Origin of the sequence: Wenzhouxiangella sp. 15190, assembly GCF_003417465.1 — a bacterium.
Lineage (GTDB): Bacteria > Pseudomonadota > Gammaproteobacteria > Xanthomonadales > Wenzhouxiangellaceae > Wenzhouxiangella.
The window spans coordinates 1-19,717 of record NZ_QVMV01000026.1 but is presented as its reverse complement, the minus strand read 5'-3'; the positions used below and the strand labels follow the sequence as shown (position 1 = coordinate 19,717).

Genomic DNA, 19,717 nt, shown 5'->3' with positions numbered 1-19,717 from the left:
AGTGGCTGAAGGCGCTCCCCTGCTAAGGGAGTATGGGGTTTGTAGCCTCATCGAGGGTTCGAATCCCTCCCTCTCCGCCATCATTAGAAAACCCCGCCTTAGCGCGGGGTTTTTTAATGATCGGGGAGCCCCCTACACCGCAATCGTATCCTCCGCCGCCTGGATCAGGTTTCCCTGCATATAGTCGGCCCCGGTCCGCCACATGCTGGCCGCCGTCTGCGAATCCTCGATCATCGGCATGATGATGCGGATGCCCTGCTCTCTCACCGGCTTCGAGATCTCGAGAAAACGCGCCTCCAGATTCGGTTCCTGGGTCAGGCGTTTGACGAACCCCGCCGACATCCGAAGGTAATCGGCCCTGAGTTTTTCGGTGAGCAGTTGCCAGCGGCTCTGCTCGTTGACGTGCGACAGGCAGAATCCGATGTCGTGGCGACGGCAGATCTTGATCAACTCGACAGCCCCGCCGAGGTGGGCCATGGCGTCTTCCAGGGGAATTTCCACAACGAGCCGACCGGCCAGTTGGGGCTCGGATTCCAGGTGGCGAGCAAACCAGTCCCGGCGTTCGGTCTCGACAAGAAGCGCTTCGGACTGATTGATGAACAGCCGCACGCGCTTTTCTCGCAGCGGGCCGCGCAATAATCGTGAGGCGTGCACGATCATCCAGCGATCGAGCACCGGCAGCAGGGAAGCTTCACGGGCCAGGGGCACGAAATCCGCTGCGGGCAGCAAGCTGCCGTCGCCGGCGACGAGTCGCGGAAACATCTGGTAGCTTTCCGTCGTAGCCGTCTCGCTGGTGGCGAGCAAGTGCTGGAAAACAACCTTCAGCGAATCGGTCCGCAAGGACTCCATCAGAAGACCCAGCATATGATCGGACGAGGAGATGGCCTTATCCGCCGAAATGCCGGGGCGAGCCTCGCCGAGCTGATTGCCGCCGGACATTCCAATGGCTTCGGCGCGATGAACGAGGGCCAACAGCAATTCATCGACGTGTCGAAAGCGGTGATCGAAGTGCGCGAAGGAAAGACTGACACTCACCGCGACCGCGTCGTCGTCTATGTCATAGACACGATCAGTCAATGAGCTGAAAAGGTTTTCAGCGGCCTCTTTCAGTAGAGAAGCGGGGACTTCGTGGAGAACTAGCAGCAGGCATTCCCAGTCGAAGCGAACCAGCCTGTAATCCGAGCCGACCAGTTCAGTGAGGAGTTCCTCGGTCTGTGCGACAACGCCGTCGATGAGTGAACTCAGACCGGTGAATCCGAGCTGATCACGTAACAGCGTGCCTCGATCGAAGCGGATCAGAATGACACCGCCGCAACCAGCCTCCGCGCCGGCAGCCATGATTTTCGGCATTTGCCGAAGCAGCTTCTTTGAAATCATAACGCCCCTACGGCTGCACGATCGAGAACCTGCACCCACTGACTCCAGCGTTTCAAAAGGGTGACACAAATCGCGCGAAATGCAAAATCACCCGCCCGTTCAGAGTTGTTCAAGTGTCCTCCTGACCCTCGGTCTCGGCCAGCCCGGCCAGATCCAGGAAGAAGGCGTAATCCATCGCTGTCTGCGCCAGGCGCCGGAATCGGCCCGAAGCACCACCGTGTCCGGCCTCCATATTGGTCGTGAGCAAAAGCGGATTATCGTCGGTCTTGTGAACGCGCAGTTTCGCAACCCACTTGGCCGGCTCCCAGTACTGCACCTGGGAATCCCACAGGCCCGTGGTGACCAGCATCGCCGGGTAGTCCTGCTCGGCGACATTGTCATAGGGCGAATACGAGAGCATGTACTCGTAGTACTCCGGATCGCCGGGGTTGCCCCACTCATCGTACTCGTTGGTGGTCAGGGGAATCGACTCATCGAGCATGGTCGTGACAATATCGACGAAAGGCACGTGGGCGACGATGCCGCGATACCGCTCGGGCGCCCGATTGGCGACCGCGCCCATCAGCAGGCCGCCGGCGCTGCCGCCCATTGCAAAGACACGCTCAGCGTCGACGAGACCGGCTTGCACCATATGATCCGTCACATCAACAAAATCATTGAACGTATTAATCTTATTGAGCATTCTTCCGTCATCATACCAGTGGCGCCCCATCACCTGCCCACCCCGGACGTGCGCAATCGCGAACACGAAACCACGGTCGACCAGGCTCAAACGACTGGTCAAGAACGACGGATCGACCGTAGATCCGTATGAGCCGTAGGCGTACTGGTACAGCGGTGCGCTGCCGTCCAACGGCGTGTCGCGATGATACAGGATGGAAACCGGCACGCGCGTACCGTCGCGGGCCGTCGCCCACTCGCGCCGCGTACGGTATTCCGACGGATCGTGACCACCCGGCACTTCCTCGCGCTTGAGCAGCTTGCGCTCACCGCTTTCGACGTCCAGTTCCCAGGTGCTCTTCGGCGTCTTCAGCGAAGAATAGACGAAGCGCAAGGTGCCGGCGGACTGATCACGGTTGGTCCCCAGAACGGCCGTGTACGCCGGTTCCTGGAAGTCGAGCAGCTTCGACTCCCCGCTGTCCCAGTCGAGAATACGGATCTGGCGCAGACCTTCGGACCGCTCGCTCACGGCCAGAAATTCGTCGAAGGTATCGAAATCGTGAACGAAGACGTCGTCTCGATGGGCGATTACATCCTCCCATCGATCACGCTCGGCGTGAGCGTCGAGCGGCGCACTCACGATGCGGAAATTGGGTGCCTCGAAATTGGTCCGGATGATCCAGCGATCGCCCAGGTGATCGGCACGGTATTCGTGATCGCGCTGGCGCGGATAGAACACGCGCAATGGCCGATCGACGGCATCAGCCTCGACAATCCGCATTTCGCTGGCCACCGTCGAGCGCAGGTAAATCGTGTTGTAGGCGTTGGAAGTCGTGCGTCCAACGCTCGCATAAAAGGCCGTGTCGTCTTCCTGGTGGACGATCTCGCCGGGCTCGCCGCTGCCCACCCGGTAACGCCGGACGCGCCAGGAGCGAAGCGTCTCCGGCTCGTTTTCGACGTAATACAGCACCTCGTCCTCGGCCGACCAGGAGACGCTGGATAGACCGGTCAGTCCGGTATCGAAATCCTCGCCGGTGGCCAGGTCGCGAATGTAGAGGCGATACTGGCGCCGACCCACCGTATCTTCGAGCCAGGCCAGGTAGCGCCCGCTCATGCTGACATCCCGGTCGCCCACGCTGTAGAAGTCATGCCCCTCGGCCAGTTCGTTGACGTCGAGCAGGATCTGCTCCTCGGCATCCAGACTGCCCTCGCGACGGGCATGGATCGGATATTCCCTGCCCGTTTCGTAGCGCGTGTAGTACCAGTAGCCGCGATCGAAATAGGGAGCCGTGCTGTCGTCCTCCTTGATGCGCGAACGCATCTCTTCGAACAGCGTTTCTCGAAGGTCCGACAGATCGGCCAGCATGGTCTCGGTGTAATCATTCTCGGCCTCGAGGTAGGCCAGCATGTCGGGATCGGCGCGCTCGTCGTCGCGCAGCCAGTACCAGGGATCGTTGCGATCGCCAGCCGGCGCGCTGACGACGTGGTCACGCTGTTCCGCCAGGGGCGGTTCGGGTCGCTGTTCGTTGGTGTTTGCGGGTCGGTCGTCGGTCATCTCGCTGTTCAGTGCTTCCCGGGACGGATCGGAGCGGTCACAGCCCGCCAGGCAGACGGTCAGCAACAGGCTGGCGGCAAGCCAGCCCTGGGGCGAATGCTTTTCCATACAAATCTCTTGAACTGGGTCGGAAGTGCCCGCTGGGCACCGTGCCCGATTCTATAGCAGTGCGGCACTACGATCGGCCACTTTCGGAAAAAAGTTCATCGAGCAAGCGGGCATGGAAAGCCACCTGATCATCGCCGGTGTAAATGCCCAGGCGCCGTGCCCGGTCGAAGAAGCCTTCCGCGGGCAACCCGGGCCGGGCGCGGCTGGTCACCAGCGCGGCCCGGATGGGGCGGCCGGCCTCGGCATCGCGCTTGAGCAGAAGTTCGAGCAGGCGAGTGGTCTTGTGAATCCGCTTCGGGCCGGGAATGGCCAATGCATCGGCCGCCTCGAGGTAGGTCAGCGTGCGCCGCTGCACCCGCGCCTGGTCGAGCAATGCGGCCAGGCGTTGCAGATAGCGCGCTCGCTCCTCACCGGTCAGGTTGCCGGCCATGGGGCCTCAGGCGACGTCGGTATCGATCCCGCAGTTGTTCTTCTCGAATACGCGGTCGGCGCGATAGCTGGAGCGTACCAGCGGGCCGGAGACGACTTCCAGAAAGCCCTTTTCGAGGCCGATTTCACGAAGTTCCCGAAACTCGTCGGGGGTGACGAAACGATCGACCGGAAGGTGATTCACCGTCGGGCGCAGGTACTGACCGAAGGTGACGATATCGACGCCGATGGCACGCAGGTCGTCCATGGTTTCGACGACCTCTTCGGTGGTCTCGCCCAGGCCCAGCATCAGGCTGGTCTTGGTGAGCACTTTCGGGTTGTGTTTCTTGGCGTGTTCGAGCACCTTCAGGGTCTGCTCGTAACCGGCGCGCGGGTCTCGCACCGGATGGGTGAGGCGGCGTACCGTCTCGACGTTCTGGGCGAAGACTTCCAGCCCTGAGTCGACCACGGTCTCGATGTCGTGCAAGCGCCCCTGGAAATCCGGGGTCAGGGCCTCGACGGCCGTGCGGGGATTGATCTGCTTGATCTCGCGTATGCACTCGGCATAGTGCCCGGCCCCGCCGTCATCGAGATCGTCGCGGTCGACCGAGGTCAGTACCACGTACTTGAGATCCATGATGCGCACCGACTCGGCGGAATTGGCGGGCTCCTCGGGATCCAGCCAGCCGCGCGGGTTGCCGGTATCGACCGAGCAGAAGCGGCAGGCCCGGGTACACACATCGCCCATCAGCATGATGGTGGCCACGCCGTTCGACCAGCACTCGCCGATGTTGGGGCACTTGGATTCCTGGCACACGGTGGCCAGACGGTGCTCATTGACGTTGCTGCGCACCTCTTCGTACTTGCCGCCTTGCGGCAGCTTGGCGCGCAGCCACGAGGGCTTGCGGCCGATCGGTGCCGGCTCGGTACCGGCCCGCGCCTTGATACCGTCGCGAATGGCGGTAAAGCCCTGCGGCTTGTGAATCTTCTGGCCGCTCTTGACGGCGATCGGAATACTCTTGGCTTCAGTCACGCTCGGCGGACTCCTGTCGTTCTGATTGACCGATCCATGCATTATCCCATCGTTGGCAAGGCCTTGCCATGAAGGTTCGATAATCCAGGGGACAGTCGGCATCGGCCGGCACATGCGTGGCCGACGAATCCCATCCCCACCGTTGCTTGAGCGCTCGCGAAAGCTCGTCGATGCATAAACTGGTCATACCGACCCTCCTTCGGGAATAGGCTTCAGGCGCACGATGAGTCGTTCTGGACCGCCCGCCACCGGCGCGTCGAACGGATAGCAGGTAATCAGGGTCATGGCGGTTTCCCGCCAGCCGAGATCGATGCCGGTCCGGCGGGAATCCACCACCCGAATCGACTGGACCCGCCACCACTGCCGTTGCCCCTCAGCGTCGATCAACTCGAAACGATCGCCGGGCTCGACCTCGCGCAGGAAGGAGAAATGCGTATCGCGGTGGGCGGCGAGTACCCGATGGCCGCCCTCGCCCACCGCCATGCCCGGTCCCCAGGCCATGACGGGCGTGTCCAGACCGTCGAGCACCAGGTGATCGACAGACAGCCGCGGCATGCGCAATCGGGCAACGGGTTGACTGACCGCGCCGGGCCAGGGCTCGACCGCTTCCTCGCCTTCGAGCGTGCGCTGCCAGGCGCGCTCGAGCAACCACTGGCCGAGTTCCGCCTTGGCCTGGATCCAGCCGGCCGAGCCCAGTTGCCAGGCGGCCACGATCAGCAACGACAGAATCAGGAAATGTCGCATCACGAGTCCCCCTCGTCGCGATTGATGCGCCGCTGGAACAGCAGCAACCCGACCAGAAGCAGGGCCAGCGCACCGCGCAACGCGGCGGGGGCGCTGCCGGCATCGGTCGCCGGCATCGCCTGCAGGCTGCCGGCGCGCCCGTGGGCCGGGCTGGTATCCAGCTGGTATCGCCGCAATGCCGCTTCGCGGCTGCGCGCCGGTGTCCTGTCGACGGCCACCAGGCTGGTCTGCGAGCTGACCAATGAGTAGGTCAGCGCGGTATCCAGCACTTGCGACTCGATCAACCGATCCTCTGCCGGCGACACGATCCGGTTTTCAAGCGCCTCGATCCGGGAGCGACCCCACTGACTGGCAACCCCGGGCGCCTCCCGGAAGTCCTCGAGCGGCACCACGCGCTCGAAGAACTGTCCATTGCTGGTCCCTCGCACGATCACGTCCCCGCTCAGTCGGTCGGCACGGGCGATGATGCTCAACGGCTGGCCGACATACAGGTCGGGCATCGTCTCGGGATAGAAGGTCACCGACCGCGGCCAGATCACCTCGATGTCGTGGATCACCGGACTTTCGAGCTGCAGCACCAGCTCGCTCATGCGCCCGGCGATGCGCGCGGTGTCGGCAATCGCCGTGTAGCTGCCGCGGCCGGCCGACGCCAGCCGGCGCAGGAAACTGCCGTTGACGCCGTGGCCGATGCCGACGGTGAACAAACGGCTCTCGCCGAGTTCCAGACGCGTGCGCTCGAGCAGTTCCCGCTCGTTGCCCACCATGCCGTCGGTAATGAAGACCACCTGGCGCAGGTAGCCGTCCAGGGGCGGCGCACCCAGCGCCAAGGCCAGGGGCGGCCCCATGTCCGTGCCGCCGCCGGCGGCCAGGTCATCGACCCAGGCAGTGGCCTCGACATGCCGGTCTTCGTCGAAGCTCCGCGGCTGCGGATAAAGGGAACGCGCCTGGTGATTGAACCCGATCACGTTGAAGCGATCTCCCGGCTTGAGGCTGGCCAGGGCGTAATGAAGCGACTCGCGCGCCTGGACGATCGGCTCGTTCGACATCGACCCGGAAGTATCGATCACCAGGATGACCTCGCGGGGCGTGTCGTCCGCTTCGAAGGCCTGCGGCGGCACGAGGTTCAGCATGACGTGCTCGTGGCCGTTGAAAGACTCGGCAAAGGCCGCGGTGGCGGCCTCGCCGGTGTCTTCCGGCTGCCAGACCAGTTCGAAGTCGCGGCCCGACCAGTCCGTGCCGTCGGCCAGCTTGACCAGCCAGTCGCTTCCCAGTGCCTCGACGTCGATGGCGTGATGGCTCGAGCTGATATCGCTCAGAGGCAGCCCCGGACGCAGATCGACCGTGAGTTGCACCGGACGCTGCGGCAGGGAGTGACCGACAGCATCCTGCAGTTGCTCGCGCACGGCCCGTTCCAGTTCATTGACGGGCCGAAACCGCGGCGCGGCCGTGGTGGGAAAGCTCAGTCGAAAACGGCCGTGTTCGAAAATCACCGGCTGGGTGAAGCCGATGCGGATCTCGACCATCTCGCCGGGTGGAATGTTGGCCACCCGGGTCGAGAACAGGTTGCCCTGGTCGCGCTCGACCAGCCCGGCGATCTGTCCCTGATCGCGGGCAGCCTCGTAGGTTGCGCGGGCGGCCTCTCTTTCCTGGATCTCGCCTTCGATCAGGCGTTGCCCGAGCCGGATCTGCAGCTGCTCGACGGCGGCCCGATCCGGCACCGGAAATCGGTAGACACCCTCTGCCCAGCCGCCGGTCTGGTTGAAGAAGCGTTGCCGCACTTCGACCATGGCCAGCATGCCGGTCACCTGAATATCGACCTCGGTCGCCAGGGCCAGGGCCTCCTCCCGGCTGCCGGCCTCCTGGCGTTCGAGCCACATCCCGGACTCCGTGGCCGGGGCCGACCCGAAAACCAGTAACAGTAAGAGAACCGAAAGACGCGACATGGAACGAACTCCTCTTGTAAGCGATGGGTGTCATTTCATCGCGGCCGGATGGCAGGGAGCATGCCCGGCAATGTCGAAGTTCTGATCGGATGTGGCAAACTTGTGGCAGCCGCCCCGTCCAGGGTGGACCACTCCGGGAAATGTCTTGCATGAGCCAGCGACTGATCGCCATCGTCGAAGACGAAGACAGCCTGCGCGAGAACTACCGCGAGGCGCTGGAACGTTACGGTTTCGCCACACGCGGCTACGCCAGCCGGGACGAGGCCGAATCGGCCCTGGCCGGGCCCCTGCCCGACCTGGTGATTATCGACGTCGGACTGGGCGACGAGCCGGAGGGCGGCTTCGAACTGTGTCGCGCCCTGCGTCAGCGCTCGGCCAGCCTGCCGATCATTTTCCTGACCGCGCGCGACAGTGACCTCGACGCTGTTTCGGGCCTGCGCCTGGGCGCCGACGACTACCTGACCAAGGACATCTCCAACCCGCACCTGCTGGCCCGCATTCTTGCCCTGTTCCGGCGCATCGAGGCCGTGCGCGAACCCGAGCGCCGCGATGCCCCGCTGCGCGTCGGCTCGATCGAACTCGAACCCGACGCCATGCAGGTGCGCTGGAAGGATCAGGCGCTCGCCCTGACCGTCACCGAATTCTGGATGGTGCACTGCCTGCTCGAGCGGCCCGGCCACGTCAAAACCCGCGGCCGGCTGATGGAGGCGGCCAGCCTGTTGGTCGACGAGACCACCGTGACCTCGCATATCAAGCGTATCCGGCGCAAGTTCGAGGCCATCGACCCCGACTTCGACCGACTCGAAACCGTCCACGGTGCCGGCTATCGCTGGCATCCGGACAACAACGGGGCAGCGTGAAACTCGGCACGCGTCTGGCGCTGATTTCCGCGCTGATGCTCAGCCTGCCCCTGGCCGGCTGGCAGCTGGTTCGCTCCCTGGAGGAATCCCTGCGCGACAGTTATCAACAGGCACTGATCGACACCGCCCGCTCGGTTGCCGGCGAGATCGCGGCACTACCGGTCGAACTGCCGGAGACGGCCGGCTTCTACGTTCACGATGCCGCGCGGGAAATCGTGGTCGACGGCCATACCAGCGACTGGACGCCCTGGATCGAAGAAGCCCAGCCCCTGCCGAAGCATGAGGGGGATGCCGCCATGGCGCATGTCGTCACGGCCGAACGCCGCGGCAGGCTTCACCTTCTGATCGAGGTGGCGGATGCGGATCTGCTGATGACCGGTCCCGACGGGGCCCCGGGTGATCGCGTGGCGCTTGAACTCGTTACCTCCGAGCGCAGTGGCCGCGTGACGGTGGCCCCGATGGCCCCGGGCTGGCTATCGGCCCGCGGCGACGAAGGCTGGCCCCGGGTTCAGGCCGCCCTGCAGCCGCGGGATCGCGGGTGGACGATGGAACTGGCCCTGGAACAACCGGCGACCGTGTCCGCGTTGGGGCTTCGGGTGGTCGACGTCGACGACCGGGGCGACTCACCAGCGACTTCGGTATTCGCCACCGAGGAACCGCGCCCGCTGATCCGACGTTCGGAACCGATTGCGCAACGACTGGCCGCCTTGCTGCCCGATCACACGCGCGGCTGGGTGACCGAACCGCAGGGCTGGATTCTGGCCCGCGCCGGCCGGGGTGATGTCACCGACGAATCCGACACGGCGGATGAAGCAGGTTGGCTGCTCGCCACGTCGGCCGCGCGTCTGCTCGGCGTCCTGCCCGATGAATCGCCCCGACGCGGTGCCGATCAGGATCGCCTCGACCAGGGCGAACTCACGCCGGAGCCGGCCGCCAACTGGTATCAAACCGCGTCCGGCAACGGTTTCGTGATCAGTGCCGGCGCCCCCATTCTTCGGGCCGGAACCGTGGTCGGCCACGTGGTCATCGAGCGTCCCGCCGATCGCTTCATGGCCAGCGCCTATCGCTCGCTGCTGCAGTTGTTCGTGTTCGGATTGGCGGGAATGCTGGTCGTGGCCGCGGTTTTGATCGGATTTGCCGCCCGCTTATCGGCCCGGATCCGCCGGCTTCGCGATACCGCCGAGCAGGCCATCGGGGACGACGGGCGGGTTCATGGCACGCTCGAGGTGCCGCAAGGCAGCGACGAGATCGCCGACCTGGGGCGCAGCCTCTCGGGGATGGTCGAGCGCCAGCGCCGGCACCAGGACTATTTGCAGACCCTAGCCGGCAAGCTCTCGCACGAGCTTCGCACCCCGCTGGCGATGATTCGCTCGTCACTGGACAACCTCGGCGAGGTCGACGATCCCGATTCCCGGGAACGTTACCGCCAGCGCGCCGAGGAAGGCTGCCTGCGCCTGCAGCAAATGTTCCAGGCCATGAGCCAGGCCGCACGCATCGAGGAAAGCCTGTCCGAGGATCCCCTCACCGAAGTGAATCTGGGCGACCTCGTCGAAAACTATGTGGCCGGCTGCCGCCAGACCTTCGGCGATCACGAATTCGCCGCGATCGTCCCCAACCGCACGAGCGCCCGCATTGCCGGTTCGTCCGAGCAACTGGCCCAGTTGCTCGACAAGCTGGTCGAAAACGCGGTCGAGTTCAGCCCGGCCGGCAGCCGCATCATCCTGCGGGTCGTGCCGCAGGGCTCGACCATCTCACTGCAGGTGGACAACCCCGGATCGAACCTTCCCGACGATCATTCCGAACGCCTTTTCGAGTCGATGGTGTCGTCGAGAGGCGGCGGTGACGGCGCGCACCTGGGGCTGGGTCTGCACATCGTGCGCCTGATCGCACAGCATCATGCTGCCCGGGTCCGGGCACTCGATCGTCCCGATGGTGTTCGTTTTCAAGTCGACTTTCCGAGAATTCGGGCCTGAAGCGCCCGAAACCGATTCACTCGTTGAAGTCGGATCGATCGGCCAAGCGGCCGATTGCTGCAACACACCAATGCCCAATCACCAAGCACCAATTTTCAAACAAATCTCAATGACCGAAGTTTTAATGACCGAAACGAATCGGGGCGCCTAGAATGCCTGAGGCCATATTTTGGTCATTCGGTCATTGAAACATTGGTTCTTGTTTGAGATTTGGTGCTTGGATTTTGAAAATTACAAGAGTGGTCCATCGCCTAAAGGAGAGGGATTTCCCAATCTCCTATCGGGGACGCTGAATCAGGAATTGCCGTAGCGTCGATACAGGATATTGACCCGGCGAACATACTCGCGGGTTTCGGGAAAAGGTGGAATGCCGCCGTGTTGCCGGACCGCATTCTCACCCGCGTTGTAGGCGGCAATGATGCGCTCGAGATTGCCGCCGAATTCCTCCTGCAGCCACGCCAGGTAGGCCACGCCGGCGGTGATGTTGTCGAGCGGATCGAAGGGATTGGCCACGCCAAAGCGCCGTTGGGTGGCAGGCATCAGCTGCATCAAGCCCTGCGCGCCCGAATGCGATACAGCCTCCGGCTCGAACCACGACTCGGCATGCATGATCGCACGCACCAGCGCATCGTCGACGCCGAAAATTTCACTGGCCGCGCGAATCTCGGCATCGAAAGCGCGCGGCTTCAGCGGCGTACGTTGCCAGTCCACATCCTTGCGGCAGGTACCGTAGCAGCCCAGGTTCCGGACATCATGGCGATTGCTGTCGGGCTTGCGATCGGTGAAGACGGTGATGCCGTTCTCGTCCGTATAGGTGTAGACCTGAGCCCCGACATCGAAGGCGCTCAGGCACAGCCCCGTCAGCAACAGTGTGATGGTCAGCCCCTTCATGCGTTTTCCCGATTGTTTGTCTTCTAAAAGCCGCCGGTCACCGACAGGCCGCCGTCGGCAGTGATGACCTGACCCGACAGCCAGCCCGAATCCTCCCCGGCCAGAAAGGTGATGATCCGGCCGATATCTTCGGGCTCGGCCAACCGCCTGAGCGGCGTGGTGGTTTCAAAATACTTGACCATGCGCTCGTTTTCCAGCAACGCCTGGGCGAAGTCGGTCTTGACCAGGCCGGGTGCGACTGCGTTGACGCGGATGCCGTCAGGCCCGAGCTCGAGGGCCAGGTTGCGCACAAGCTGATTTTCCGCCGCTTTCGACAGGCCGTAGGCGCCGATCAGCTTGTTGCCGAACTGTCCGGCGATCGAAGACACCAGCACGACCGCGGCCTGGCCGGATCGGGCCAGGTGTGGCCGGGCCAGATGCGCCAGCCGCATCGAGCCGTAGACGTTGTTGTGCATGATCACGTCGAAGGCCTCGAGGTCGACATTGTCGGACGGGCCGTAGACGGGATTGCTGGCTGCATTCATGACGACGGCATCGAGACGGCCGTAGTGCTCGACCGTTTTCTCGACCAGGGCGGCAAGCTGTTCTTCGCGGCCGATATGGCAGGCCACGGCCAGCGCATCACCGCCGGCATCGCGAATGGCCCGCGCGACGGCTTCGCAACTGTCCTGGTTGCGGCTGGATATGACCACGGCCCATCCCCTGTCGGCCAGCAATTCGGCCGCCGCCCGGCCGATGCCGCGGCTTGAGCCGGTGATGATGGCAACCCTGGATTCACTCATGGGATTCACTCATGCTGGGTGGTCCTTCGTTTCGTTTTGTTCAGGCCAGGGTCCGAAGCCCGTCGGCTTCGAGGTGCCGCGTGCAGTTACAGGTCTCGATCTGCCAGGCTCCCTCGACCAGCGACAATTCGCTGACCGAGGCATTGTACAAGTTCACGGCCAGCTCACGCTGCCGGGCGAGGTCGCATCCGCTCAGGGCCGCGACGACCGTGGAAATCACGCCGGCGGAAGTCACCACGATCACCGATTGCCCGGAACGCAGGCACGCTTCCCACTGGCCACGAGCGCGCAACACACGCTCCCGGAAGGCCGACCAGGAACCGATCTCTGTACCCTCCAGGGTTTCGTCCTGCCAGGCGGCCATGACCCGGGGGAACCAGGCCAGGAGCACATCGAGATGCATCACGGGATCGGCCAACTGATGACGCGGCGGCAGATCCAGGCCCAGGCGTTCGGCCTGGCGAACCGCGGCGCGAACGAGCCCGTAAGTCGAAAACTCGTTGAGGTCTTCGGTCAGCAGCACGTTCGCTTCGTCGCTTCCGGCCAGCGGAGCCAGTGTCTGACGATGCCGAAGTAGCGTCCCCGACCAAAGAGGCGACCTTTCCGTGATCGCGGCCGACAACCGATCGGCGACACGTTCGGCCTGGCGATGCCCCCGCTCGGAAAGTCGGTCGTAGTCGTCGCTGCCTAGACTGGCCTGCCCGTGCCGGACCAGGATCAGCTTGGGCGGATCGCCCTCGGAATCAGATCGCGCAGCTTCCGCCATGCTTCGCCAGGTATTGCTGATGATAATCCTCGGCCGGCCAGAATGTGGCGGCCGGTTCGATGGATGTGGCGATCGGGGCCTTGAAGCGCCCGGCGGCATCGAGTTCGGATTTCACGCGCTCGGCGATTTGACGCTGCTCATCGTCTTGGACGAACACGACCGAGCGATACTGTGTCCCCACATCCGGACCCTGGCGATTGACCTGCGTTGGATCGTGCAGATCGAAGAAGGCGCGCACCAGATCCTCGTAGCCAATCCGGTCCGGATCGAACGCCACCTCGCAGACCTCGGCATGTCCGGTATTGTCCAAACAGACCTGTTTGTAACTCGGATTGTCGACATGGCCGCCCATGTAACCGACGGTCGCATCGATTACGCCCGGCATTTCCCGGAAACGCATTTCCACGCCCCAGAAGCAGCCGGCTCCGAAAGTCGCCTTTGCAGACATCGCTTGATCTCCCGCCCGAAGACTCGGGTCGTAATGTCGTAATGAATATCGTGATGATATCCGACCATGATGGCCGCAAAAAATTCGTGATTGAATGTGGTCTCTCGCCGGCGCCTGTGGAATCATGCAGGGCCATGAGCGATGAAACCTTTCTCTGGCACGACTTCGAGACCTTCGGCGCCGATCCCCGCCGCGACCGTCCCGCCCAGTTCGCCGCCCGGCGAACGGATACAGCGCTGAATCCGATCGGCGAACCGGAAGTCCTCTATTGCCGTCCGGCCGACGACATGCTGCCCCAGCCCATGGCCTGCCTGATTACCGGCATCACGCCGCAGACCGCCCGTGAGCGAGGTCTGCCGGAAAACGAATTCGCCGCGCGCATCTTCGAATTGATGAGCGCCCGGGGCACCTGCAGCGTGGGTTACAACAACTTCCGCTTCGACGACGAGGTGACCCGCCACCTGTTCTGGCGCAACTTCATCGACCCCTACGAGCGCGAGTGGGCCAACGGCAACAGCCGCTTCGACCTGATCGACCTGATGCGACTCGCGCGCGCCGTACGCCCGGAAGGCATCGAGTGGCCCGACTACGAGGACGGGCGCCCCAGCTTCCGGCTGGAAGACCTGGCGGCCGCCAACGGCATGGACACCAGCCAGGCCCACGATGCACTCGCCGACGTGAACGCCACGATCGCCATGGCCCGGCTGCTGAAGGAAAACCAGCCCAAATTGTGGGACTGGGCACTGGGACTGAGAAACAAGAATCGGGTCACCGACATGCTCTCCCGGGGCGACGTGATGCTGCACGCCTCCTCGCGATTCCCCGCCCTGCCCGGCTGCGGTGTCGCGCCGATTCTGCCACTGGCTCGGCATCCGCAGATCGCCAGCCAATGGCTGATCTGGAATCTGAATGTGGACCCGGAGCCCTTTCTCGAACTGACGGCCGAAGAGCTCGCTGACCGCTACTGGACACCGGCGGCCGATCTGCCCGAAGGGATCGAACGGGTGCCCGTCAAACTGGTGCGCAACAACCGCTGCCCGATGCTGGCGCCCATGAACGTGCTCGAAGCACCACGCGCCGCCGAGCTCGGAATCGATCTCGAGACACTGGACACGCACGCCGGCTTACTGCGCGACCGGCCCGATTTTGCCGAACGCTTGGGTTCGCTATTCGCTGGCCGAAGCGGCCTGTCCGGGGCAGCCGACCCCGAACTCGACCTGTACGGCGGTTTTCCGCCCAGGAGCGACCGCCCCGTCGTTCAGCGAGTTCGACGCCTGAAAGGCGAGGAACTGGCTGCGCTGGATGCGCCCTTCCAGGACGAGCGGCTCAACCAGCTGCTGTTTCGCTACCGGGCCCGAATCTGGCCGGAAACGCTCACGGCCGAGCAGCGCGACGAATGGGAGCTATATCGGCACCGCCGCCTGATCAGCGATCCGGACCTGGCCAGCATCCGCTTGCCGGAATACGAGGAACAGCTCAAGATCCTGATGGCCGAGCGCCCCGAAGACGAGCCGATCCTGCGTGAACTTGCGGCCTGGCCCGCCAAGCTGGGAATCGAATGAGCGAACGGATCAACTCACCGTTGACCCAAAACCATAAATCAATAAGTTACGCGCATCTCATCAAGTAGCATCTTCGAATGTTATGCACAACTGATTGATTCACTCGTTGACACAATCTTGACGCTCACGTGACGCTCCCGGGAAAGCCTTTTAACACATAAATCGATGTTTTATAAAGCCTTTTCTGACATGGGCACAAATTGATCAATGTGCTTGAATGCCGACAAGCCGCCGGTCGGCGGTATTTTGCCCACAAGGTTATCCACAGCTTTTGTGGATAAAGCGCGCAGAGTCCCGCAAGCCGCTGTTTTGTGACCGCTTTCAACCTGGTATGCCTGGATTCAGGCCGCCAGGCCGGCCAGTTGCAGCTGGGGCTGGGCCTCGGCGCCGGCATCGGAGGCTCGAACGGCCCGGCGCAGCAGGCGATCACTGCGTGGCGAAACGAATTCGACCACACTGCCATCGTCGAACCGCATCATCATCACCACCGGGGGCTCGCCCTTTCGTCCCGGCCTGGCAATGACGCCACTGATCGTCTTGCCCACGATTTCGTCTCTGAGGTTGTGGCTACTGACTTGCTTGCTCATTTCTGAAAATCTCCTGCCGTGTGACTGCAGGATCATTCCACCACGCCGATTTCTCAAAACCTGAGAAGTTGTTTTCCGATATTCCGATAAGTTTTTCTATTACGCCGATGCGTTGCGATTTGCCGATTCGCGCCACCCCCGGTGCCCGAGACAATGTGCCCAACGTCGGGCGTCGCCCGGCGGACTTCGCAAAGCAAACGACTTAGTAAAGGAGAAACATCATGATTCGTAACGCACTGATTGCTCTTGTCCTGTCCCTGGCCCTTGTGCAGACCGGCGTGGCCGAGGAAATGAAGGTCGACGTCAACACCGCCAGCGCCGAGCAGCTGGCCGAAGCGCTCGACGGCGTGGGCCCGGCCAAGTCCGAGGCCATCGTCGATTATCGCGAGAAGAACGGCGATTTCGAGCACATCGACGAACTGGTCAACGTGCGCGGCATCGGCCTGCGCACCGTCGACCAGAATCGCGATCGCATCGACCTGGAGGCGGCTCCGGCCTCGGAAGGCTGAAGCTCACAACCAATGCCGCGATCGAATCGGGCCCCTCACTGCAGGGGCCCGATTTTTTAGACGCCCCTGAAAAATTCCAACTGCCAAGCATCAATTCCCAAACAAATCTCGAAGGACCGAATTTTCAATGACCGAAACGGGCATGGAGCCGCAGTGACACGCCCGTGTACCTAAGCAGGTGCAGGCGCCCAGCTGCAAGGCAAGTCGCGTGATCTCGCCGCCGTCCCTGTTTGAATCATTGGGATTTTGTTCATTGGGAATTGTTTGAGAATTGGTGCTTGTGATTTGGTGCTTCAATCAATCGACCGTTGGCCGATCGAGCCGGCTTTGAACCGTCACAGCAAGCCAGAGACTTCAGCCGGAGGTCGTTGACACTCAGGCCATTGGTAGTCTGGAGCTGAAAGCATGCGCCAGGGTCGAACGGTCGGTGTGCTCGAGCTCCCCGCCCAGGGGCACGCCCTGGGCCAGGCGCGAAGTCCGGATGCCGCGCGACTCCGCCATTTCGCGCAGGTACTGCGCCGTCGCCTCGCCCTCGACCGTGGTGTTGGTGGCAATGATGATCTCGGCCACCCCCTCCTTGTCCATCCGCTCGGCCAGCAGATCCAGGCCCAGGTCCTCCGGGCCGATGCCGTCCAGCGGGGAGAGCCTTCCCAGCAGGACGAAATACCGCCCCTCGAACGACGTGGCCGCCTCGATCGCCAGGACATCGCCCGGGCTTTCGACGATGCACAGCACCTCGCTGGAGCGTCGATCGCTGGCACAGATACGACACTCGACATCGCTGGTGAAATTGCGGCAGCGGCGACAGCGGCGGATGTCGCGCATCGCCGTCCCCAGGGCCTCGGCCAGCCGTCGGCCGCCCTCGCGATCCCGTTCGAGAAGCTGGAGGGCCATTCTCTGGGCCGACCGCGCACCGACGCCGGGCAAACAGCGCAGTGCCTCGAGCAGTTCATCGAATGGATCGGCCGTCATTCGGGTATCGAATTCAGAGGTTGAAGCCGGGGGGCATGGGCAGACCACCGGTCAGCCCCGACATGCGCTCCTTGGTGGTTTCCTGAATACGCTTGACCGCGTCGTTGATGGCCGCTGCCATCAAATCCTCGACCATTTCACGGTCGTCGGCGACTTCCGGGTCGATACTGACGCGCCGCACTTCGTGCCGGCCGTTCATTTCCACCTTGACCAGGCCGCCACCGGACTCGCCGATCACTTCCAGTTCGGCCAGTTCTTCCTGCGCCTTCTTGAGATCCTCCTGGACCTTCTGCGCCTGCTGCATCAGTTGCGAGATATTGCCTTTCATGTCAATGGCTCCGTGTATTGATCGGACGAATCGACTCGCGCACGACTTCCGCATCGAATCGCTCGACCAGGGATTGCACGAAAGGATCGGCATCGATGGCCTCTTCAGCCTCGGCCTGCGTTCGCGCAATCTGTTTTTCCTCGAGCATGGCCGGTGTGGCCAGTTCGGCGTCATCAACCGGCTGAATGGTAATCTTCAGTTCCTCGCCGGCCCACTCGGTCATGGCCTGTTGCAGGGCCTGGCGAAACCGCTCACTGATGAGCACCATGTCGTCGCGCGCTGCCGTAAATTCGACTTTGGGGCGTTCGTAGTCACCCACAACCAACATGGCGGCCACCGTGCGGAAAGAATCACTCAGCGGAAGTTCCTCGAGCACTTGCGGCCAGGTGTCGGTGCTCAGTGCCGTGCTCGGCGCGGATTGCCCGGAACCCCGCTCTGTGCCTGGTTGACCCTCCATCACGGATTGAGTGGCGGCCGAGGCACCGGCTTGTGCATGGGAAGGCGCGGCAGCGCCGGCAGCAGACGTACCGGTGGCCCGGCCGGACGAATCCCTGGCACTGCCCTGATCGTCACCCGGGCCGGAAACCGCGTCCGCGGGCTGGAAGGCGAACATGCGCAGGATCGTCATTTCACAGCCGCTGCGGTCCGAGGGCGCCAGGTCAAGGTCGCGTCGGCCGGTGATGGCAATCTGGTACCACAACTGCACGTCTTCCGGATCGAGCCGTCCGGCAAGTTCGACCAGCTCGTCCCAGTCGGCCCGACTGTCGTCCCGATAGTCGGGCAGTTGCTGTATCAGGGCGATCCGATGCAACGCCTCCGCCAGGTCGGCCAGCAACTGGCCCATGCCACGGGCCTGGGAAAACACCTCGCCCACGGCCGCAATGGCCGCCGCTATGTCGTTTTGGGCCAGCCCCTCGAGAATCTCGTGCACGTGGCGCTGCTCCACGCTGCCGAGCATGTCGCGCACATCGGCCTCGAGCAGCTTGCCGCTGCCGGCCAGTGCCTGGTCGAGCAGGCTCAGGCCATCGCGCATGCTGCCGTCTGCCGCACGCGCCAGCAACTCGACCGCGGCGTCCTCGGCGTCGATATGCTCGGATGCGAGAATGCGGCGAATCTGGCCGCCGATTTCCTCGGTGTTGAGGCGGCGCAGGTTGAACTGCAGGCAGCGCGACAGGATGGTGACCGGAATTTTCTGGGGATCGGTCGTCGCCAGCACGAACTTGACGTGGTCGGGCGGCTCCTCGAGCGTCTTGAGCAAGGCATTGAAGCTGTGCCGCGAGAGCATGTGGACTTCGTCGATCAGGTAGACCTTGAAACGCCCTCGCGTCGGGGCATACTGGACGTTATCGAGAATCTCACGCGTGTCGTCCACCTTGGTGCGCGAGGCCGCGTCGATCTCGAGCAGGTCGACGAAGCGACCCTCGTCGATGGCCACGCAGTTCTCGCACTCGCCGCAGGGCGTACTGGTGATGCCCTGTTCGCAGTTGAGCGACTTGGCCAGGATGCGGGCGATGGTGGTCTTACCCACACCCCGCGTGCCGGTGAAAAGAAAAGCATGATGGATGCGTCCCTCGGCAAGGCCGTTGCCGAGCACCTTGACCACGTGAGACTGACCGACCAGTTCGGAGAAGTCGCGCGGGCGCCACTTTCGGGCAAATACTTGATAACTCACTGAAATAAAATCACTTTTCTGTCGTTTCATGTTCGCGAATGCCGGTCCCGGCACACGCTTGTGGGCCTTTCGAGTTTACACGATCACATCCGCGGTGAGACTCGAGACCGGCGCGCAATCGGGTTGTCAGGCAGTGAGCGTCGGTGGGATAATACGGACTGGCCTCCACCGGTCTTCCCACACTGGTTTTCCCGTAAACCCCGTCAGGCCCGGAAGGGAGCAGCGGCAGCGGGTTGACCAGGTGCTGGGGTCGGGCTGGTGGGGGCCTTCTTTTTCTTGGGTGTCTCAAATGATGGCAGAGAGGGAGGGATTGCTGCGCGACCTTCGGTCGCTTGCCCTTCGGGCTGTCGCTTCGCTCCAGCGAGCTCGCCTTCGGCTCGGTTCGAACCGGGATTCTCATCCGTAGTCCCCGCTCCCCGATTAACAAAAAACCCGCCACGAAGGCGGGTTTTTGGTTAATGGCGGAGAGGGAGGGATTCGAACCCTCGAAGGGCGCAAGCCCTTGCCGGTTTTCAAGACCGGTGCATTCAACCGCTCTG

Annotated in this window: 19 protein-coding genes and 1 other RNA gene; 5 read left to right on the top strand and 15 right to left on the bottom strand. The window is 63.1% G+C overall.

The features are described 5' to 3' along the window. Window positions 1-132 precede the first annotated feature (132 nt). The 7 genes from DZK26_RS06160 to DZK26_RS06135 form a co-directional block, all read right to left on the bottom strand. The gene (locus tag DZK26_RS06160; protein WP_181935614.1) at window positions 133-1,338 is read right to left on the bottom strand and encodes an EAL domain-containing protein; all 1,206 of its coding nucleotides are present in this window, start codon (window positions 1,336-1,338) and stop codon (window positions 133-135) included. 148 nt (window positions 1,339-1,486) lie between these two features. Continuing rightward, on the bottom strand, window positions 1,487-3,700 hold the full coding sequence (locus tag DZK26_RS06155) for a S9 family peptidase (RefSeq protein ID WP_116898895.1): 2,214 nt from the start codon (window positions 3,698-3,700) through the stop codon (window positions 1,487-1,489). Window positions 3,701-3,767: 67 nt separating this feature from the next. Next, window positions 3,768-4,130, bottom strand: coding sequence for a hypothetical protein (locus DZK26_RS06150; RefSeq protein ID WP_116898896.1), 363 nt, complete (start codon window positions 4,128-4,130; stop codon window positions 3,768-3,770). Between the two features lie 6 nt (window positions 4,131-4,136). Then, window positions 4,137-5,141, bottom strand: a complete 1,005-nt coding sequence (gene lipA / locus DZK26_RS06145) for a lipoyl synthase (RefSeq protein ID WP_220337225.1) — start codon at window positions 5,139-5,141, stop codon at window positions 4,137-4,139. Continuing rightward, window positions 5,134-5,328: a hypothetical protein gene (locus DZK26_RS14305; protein WP_181918459.1), complete on the bottom strand. Its 195-nt coding sequence runs from the start codon at window positions 5,326-5,328 to the stop codon at window positions 5,134-5,136. Before DZK26_RS14305 ends, lipA begins: the two co-directional genes overlap by 8 nt. Continuing rightward, the gene (locus tag DZK26_RS06140) at window positions 5,325-5,885 is read right to left on the bottom strand and encodes a sortase domain-bontaining protein (RefSeq protein ID WP_116898898.1); all 561 of its coding nucleotides are present in this window, start codon (window positions 5,883-5,885) and stop codon (window positions 5,325-5,327) included. Before DZK26_RS06140 ends, DZK26_RS14305 begins: the two co-directional genes overlap by 4 nt. Beyond that, on the bottom strand, window positions 5,885-7,828 hold the full coding sequence (locus tag DZK26_RS06135) for a marine proteobacterial sortase target protein (RefSeq protein WP_116898899.1): 1,944 nt from the start codon (window positions 7,826-7,828) through the stop codon (window positions 5,885-5,887). Before DZK26_RS06135 ends, DZK26_RS06140 begins: the two co-directional genes overlap by 1 nt. Window positions 7,829-7,977: 149 nt before the next feature. Between DZK26_RS06135 and pdsR the strand changes: the two genes are divergently transcribed. Both pdsR and DZK26_RS06125 read left to right on the top strand, forming a co-directional pair. Continuing rightward, window positions 7,978-8,688 carry a proteobacterial dedicated sortase system response regulator gene (pdsR, locus tag DZK26_RS06130; RefSeq protein ID WP_116898900.1) on the top strand — a complete coding sequence of 237 codons (711 nt, stop codon included), beginning with the start codon at window positions 7,978-7,980 and terminating at the stop codon, window positions 8,686-8,688. Then, a complete protein-coding gene (locus tag DZK26_RS06125; RefSeq protein WP_116898901.1) occupies window positions 8,685-10,661 on the top strand; it encodes an ATP-binding protein in 1,977 nt (658 codons plus the stop codon). Before pdsR ends, DZK26_RS06125 begins: the two co-directional genes overlap by 4 nt. Before the next feature lie 294 nt (window positions 10,662-10,955). Here DZK26_RS06125 and DZK26_RS06120 read toward each other — a convergent pair whose 3' ends face one another. The 4 genes from DZK26_RS06120 to msrA are packed head-to-tail and all read right to left on the bottom strand — an operon-like array spanning window position 10,956 to window position 13,548. Then, entirely contained in the window at window positions 10,956-11,552 is a 597-nt protein-coding gene (locus tag DZK26_RS06120; RefSeq protein ID WP_116898902.1) for a transglycosylase SLT domain-containing protein, read from the bottom strand. A 23-nt stretch (window positions 11,553-11,575) separates the two neighbouring features. Continuing rightward, a complete protein-coding gene (locus DZK26_RS06115; RefSeq protein ID WP_116898903.1) occupies window positions 11,576-12,334 on the bottom strand; it encodes an SDR family NAD(P)-dependent oxidoreductase in 759 nt (252 codons plus the stop codon). A 40-nt stretch (window positions 12,335-12,374) separates the two neighbouring features. Further along, entirely contained in the window at window positions 12,375-13,100 is a 726-nt protein-coding gene (locus DZK26_RS06110; protein ID WP_181918458.1) for a histidine phosphatase family protein, read from the bottom strand. After that, a complete protein-coding gene (msrA, locus tag DZK26_RS06105; protein ID WP_116898905.1) occupies window positions 13,078-13,548 on the bottom strand; it encodes a peptide-methionine (S)-S-oxide reductase MsrA in 471 nt (156 codons plus the stop codon). The genes DZK26_RS06110 and msrA overlap by 23 nt, the downstream gene beginning before the upstream one ends. A gap of 134 nt (window positions 13,549-13,682) precedes the next feature. On the opposite strand from msrA, the gene sbcB reads away from it, so the two are divergent. Continuing rightward, complete coding sequence (gene sbcB / locus DZK26_RS06100) at window positions 13,683-15,110, top strand: exodeoxyribonuclease I (RefSeq protein ID WP_116898906.1); 1,428 nt, start codon at window positions 13,683-13,685, stop codon at window positions 15,108-15,110. 341 nt (window positions 15,111-15,451) lie between these two features. On the opposite strand, the gene DZK26_RS06095 is transcribed toward sbcB, so the two are convergent. Beyond that, window positions 15,452-15,697 (bottom strand): hypothetical protein, encoded by a 246-nt coding sequence (locus DZK26_RS06095; RefSeq protein ID WP_116898907.1) that lies wholly within the window; start codon window positions 15,695-15,697, stop codon window positions 15,452-15,454. Window positions 15,698-15,918: 221 nt separating this feature from the next. Here DZK26_RS06095 and DZK26_RS06090 point away from each other — a divergent pair, with 221 nt between their 5' ends. Beyond that, window positions 15,919-16,206 (top strand): helix-hairpin-helix domain-containing protein, encoded by a 288-nt coding sequence (locus DZK26_RS06090; RefSeq protein WP_116898908.1) that lies wholly within the window; start codon window positions 15,919-15,921, stop codon window positions 16,204-16,206. Window positions 16,207-16,581: 375 nt separating this feature from the next. Here the strand turns inward: DZK26_RS06090 and recR are convergent, their stop codons facing one another. Genes recR through dnaX form a run of 3 tightly spaced genes read right to left on the bottom strand, consistent with a single transcriptional unit; the run spans window position 16,582 to window position 19,178 of the window. Then, window positions 16,582-17,178: a recombination mediator RecR gene (gene recR, locus DZK26_RS06085; RefSeq protein WP_116898909.1), complete on the bottom strand. Its 597-nt coding sequence runs from the start codon at window positions 17,176-17,178 to the stop codon at window positions 16,582-16,584. Window positions 17,179-17,191: 13 nt separating this feature from the next. Next, window positions 17,192-17,506 (bottom strand): YbaB/EbfC family nucleoid-associated protein, encoded by a 315-nt coding sequence (locus tag DZK26_RS06080; RefSeq protein ID WP_116898910.1) that lies wholly within the window; start codon window positions 17,504-17,506, stop codon window positions 17,192-17,194. Window position 17,507: 1 nt separating this feature from the next. Beyond that, complete coding sequence (gene dnaX, locus DZK26_RS06075) at window positions 17,508-19,178, bottom strand: DNA polymerase III subunit gamma/tau (protein ID WP_116898911.1); 1,671 nt, start codon at window positions 19,176-19,178, stop codon at window positions 17,508-17,510. Between the two features lie 166 nt (window positions 19,179-19,344). On the opposite strand from dnaX, the gene ffs reads away from it, so the two are divergent. After that, an RNA gene (gene ffs, locus DZK26_RS06070) (signal recognition particle sRNA small type) lies at window positions 19,345-19,442 on the top strand. Window positions 19,443-19,717: the final 275 nt, after the last annotated feature.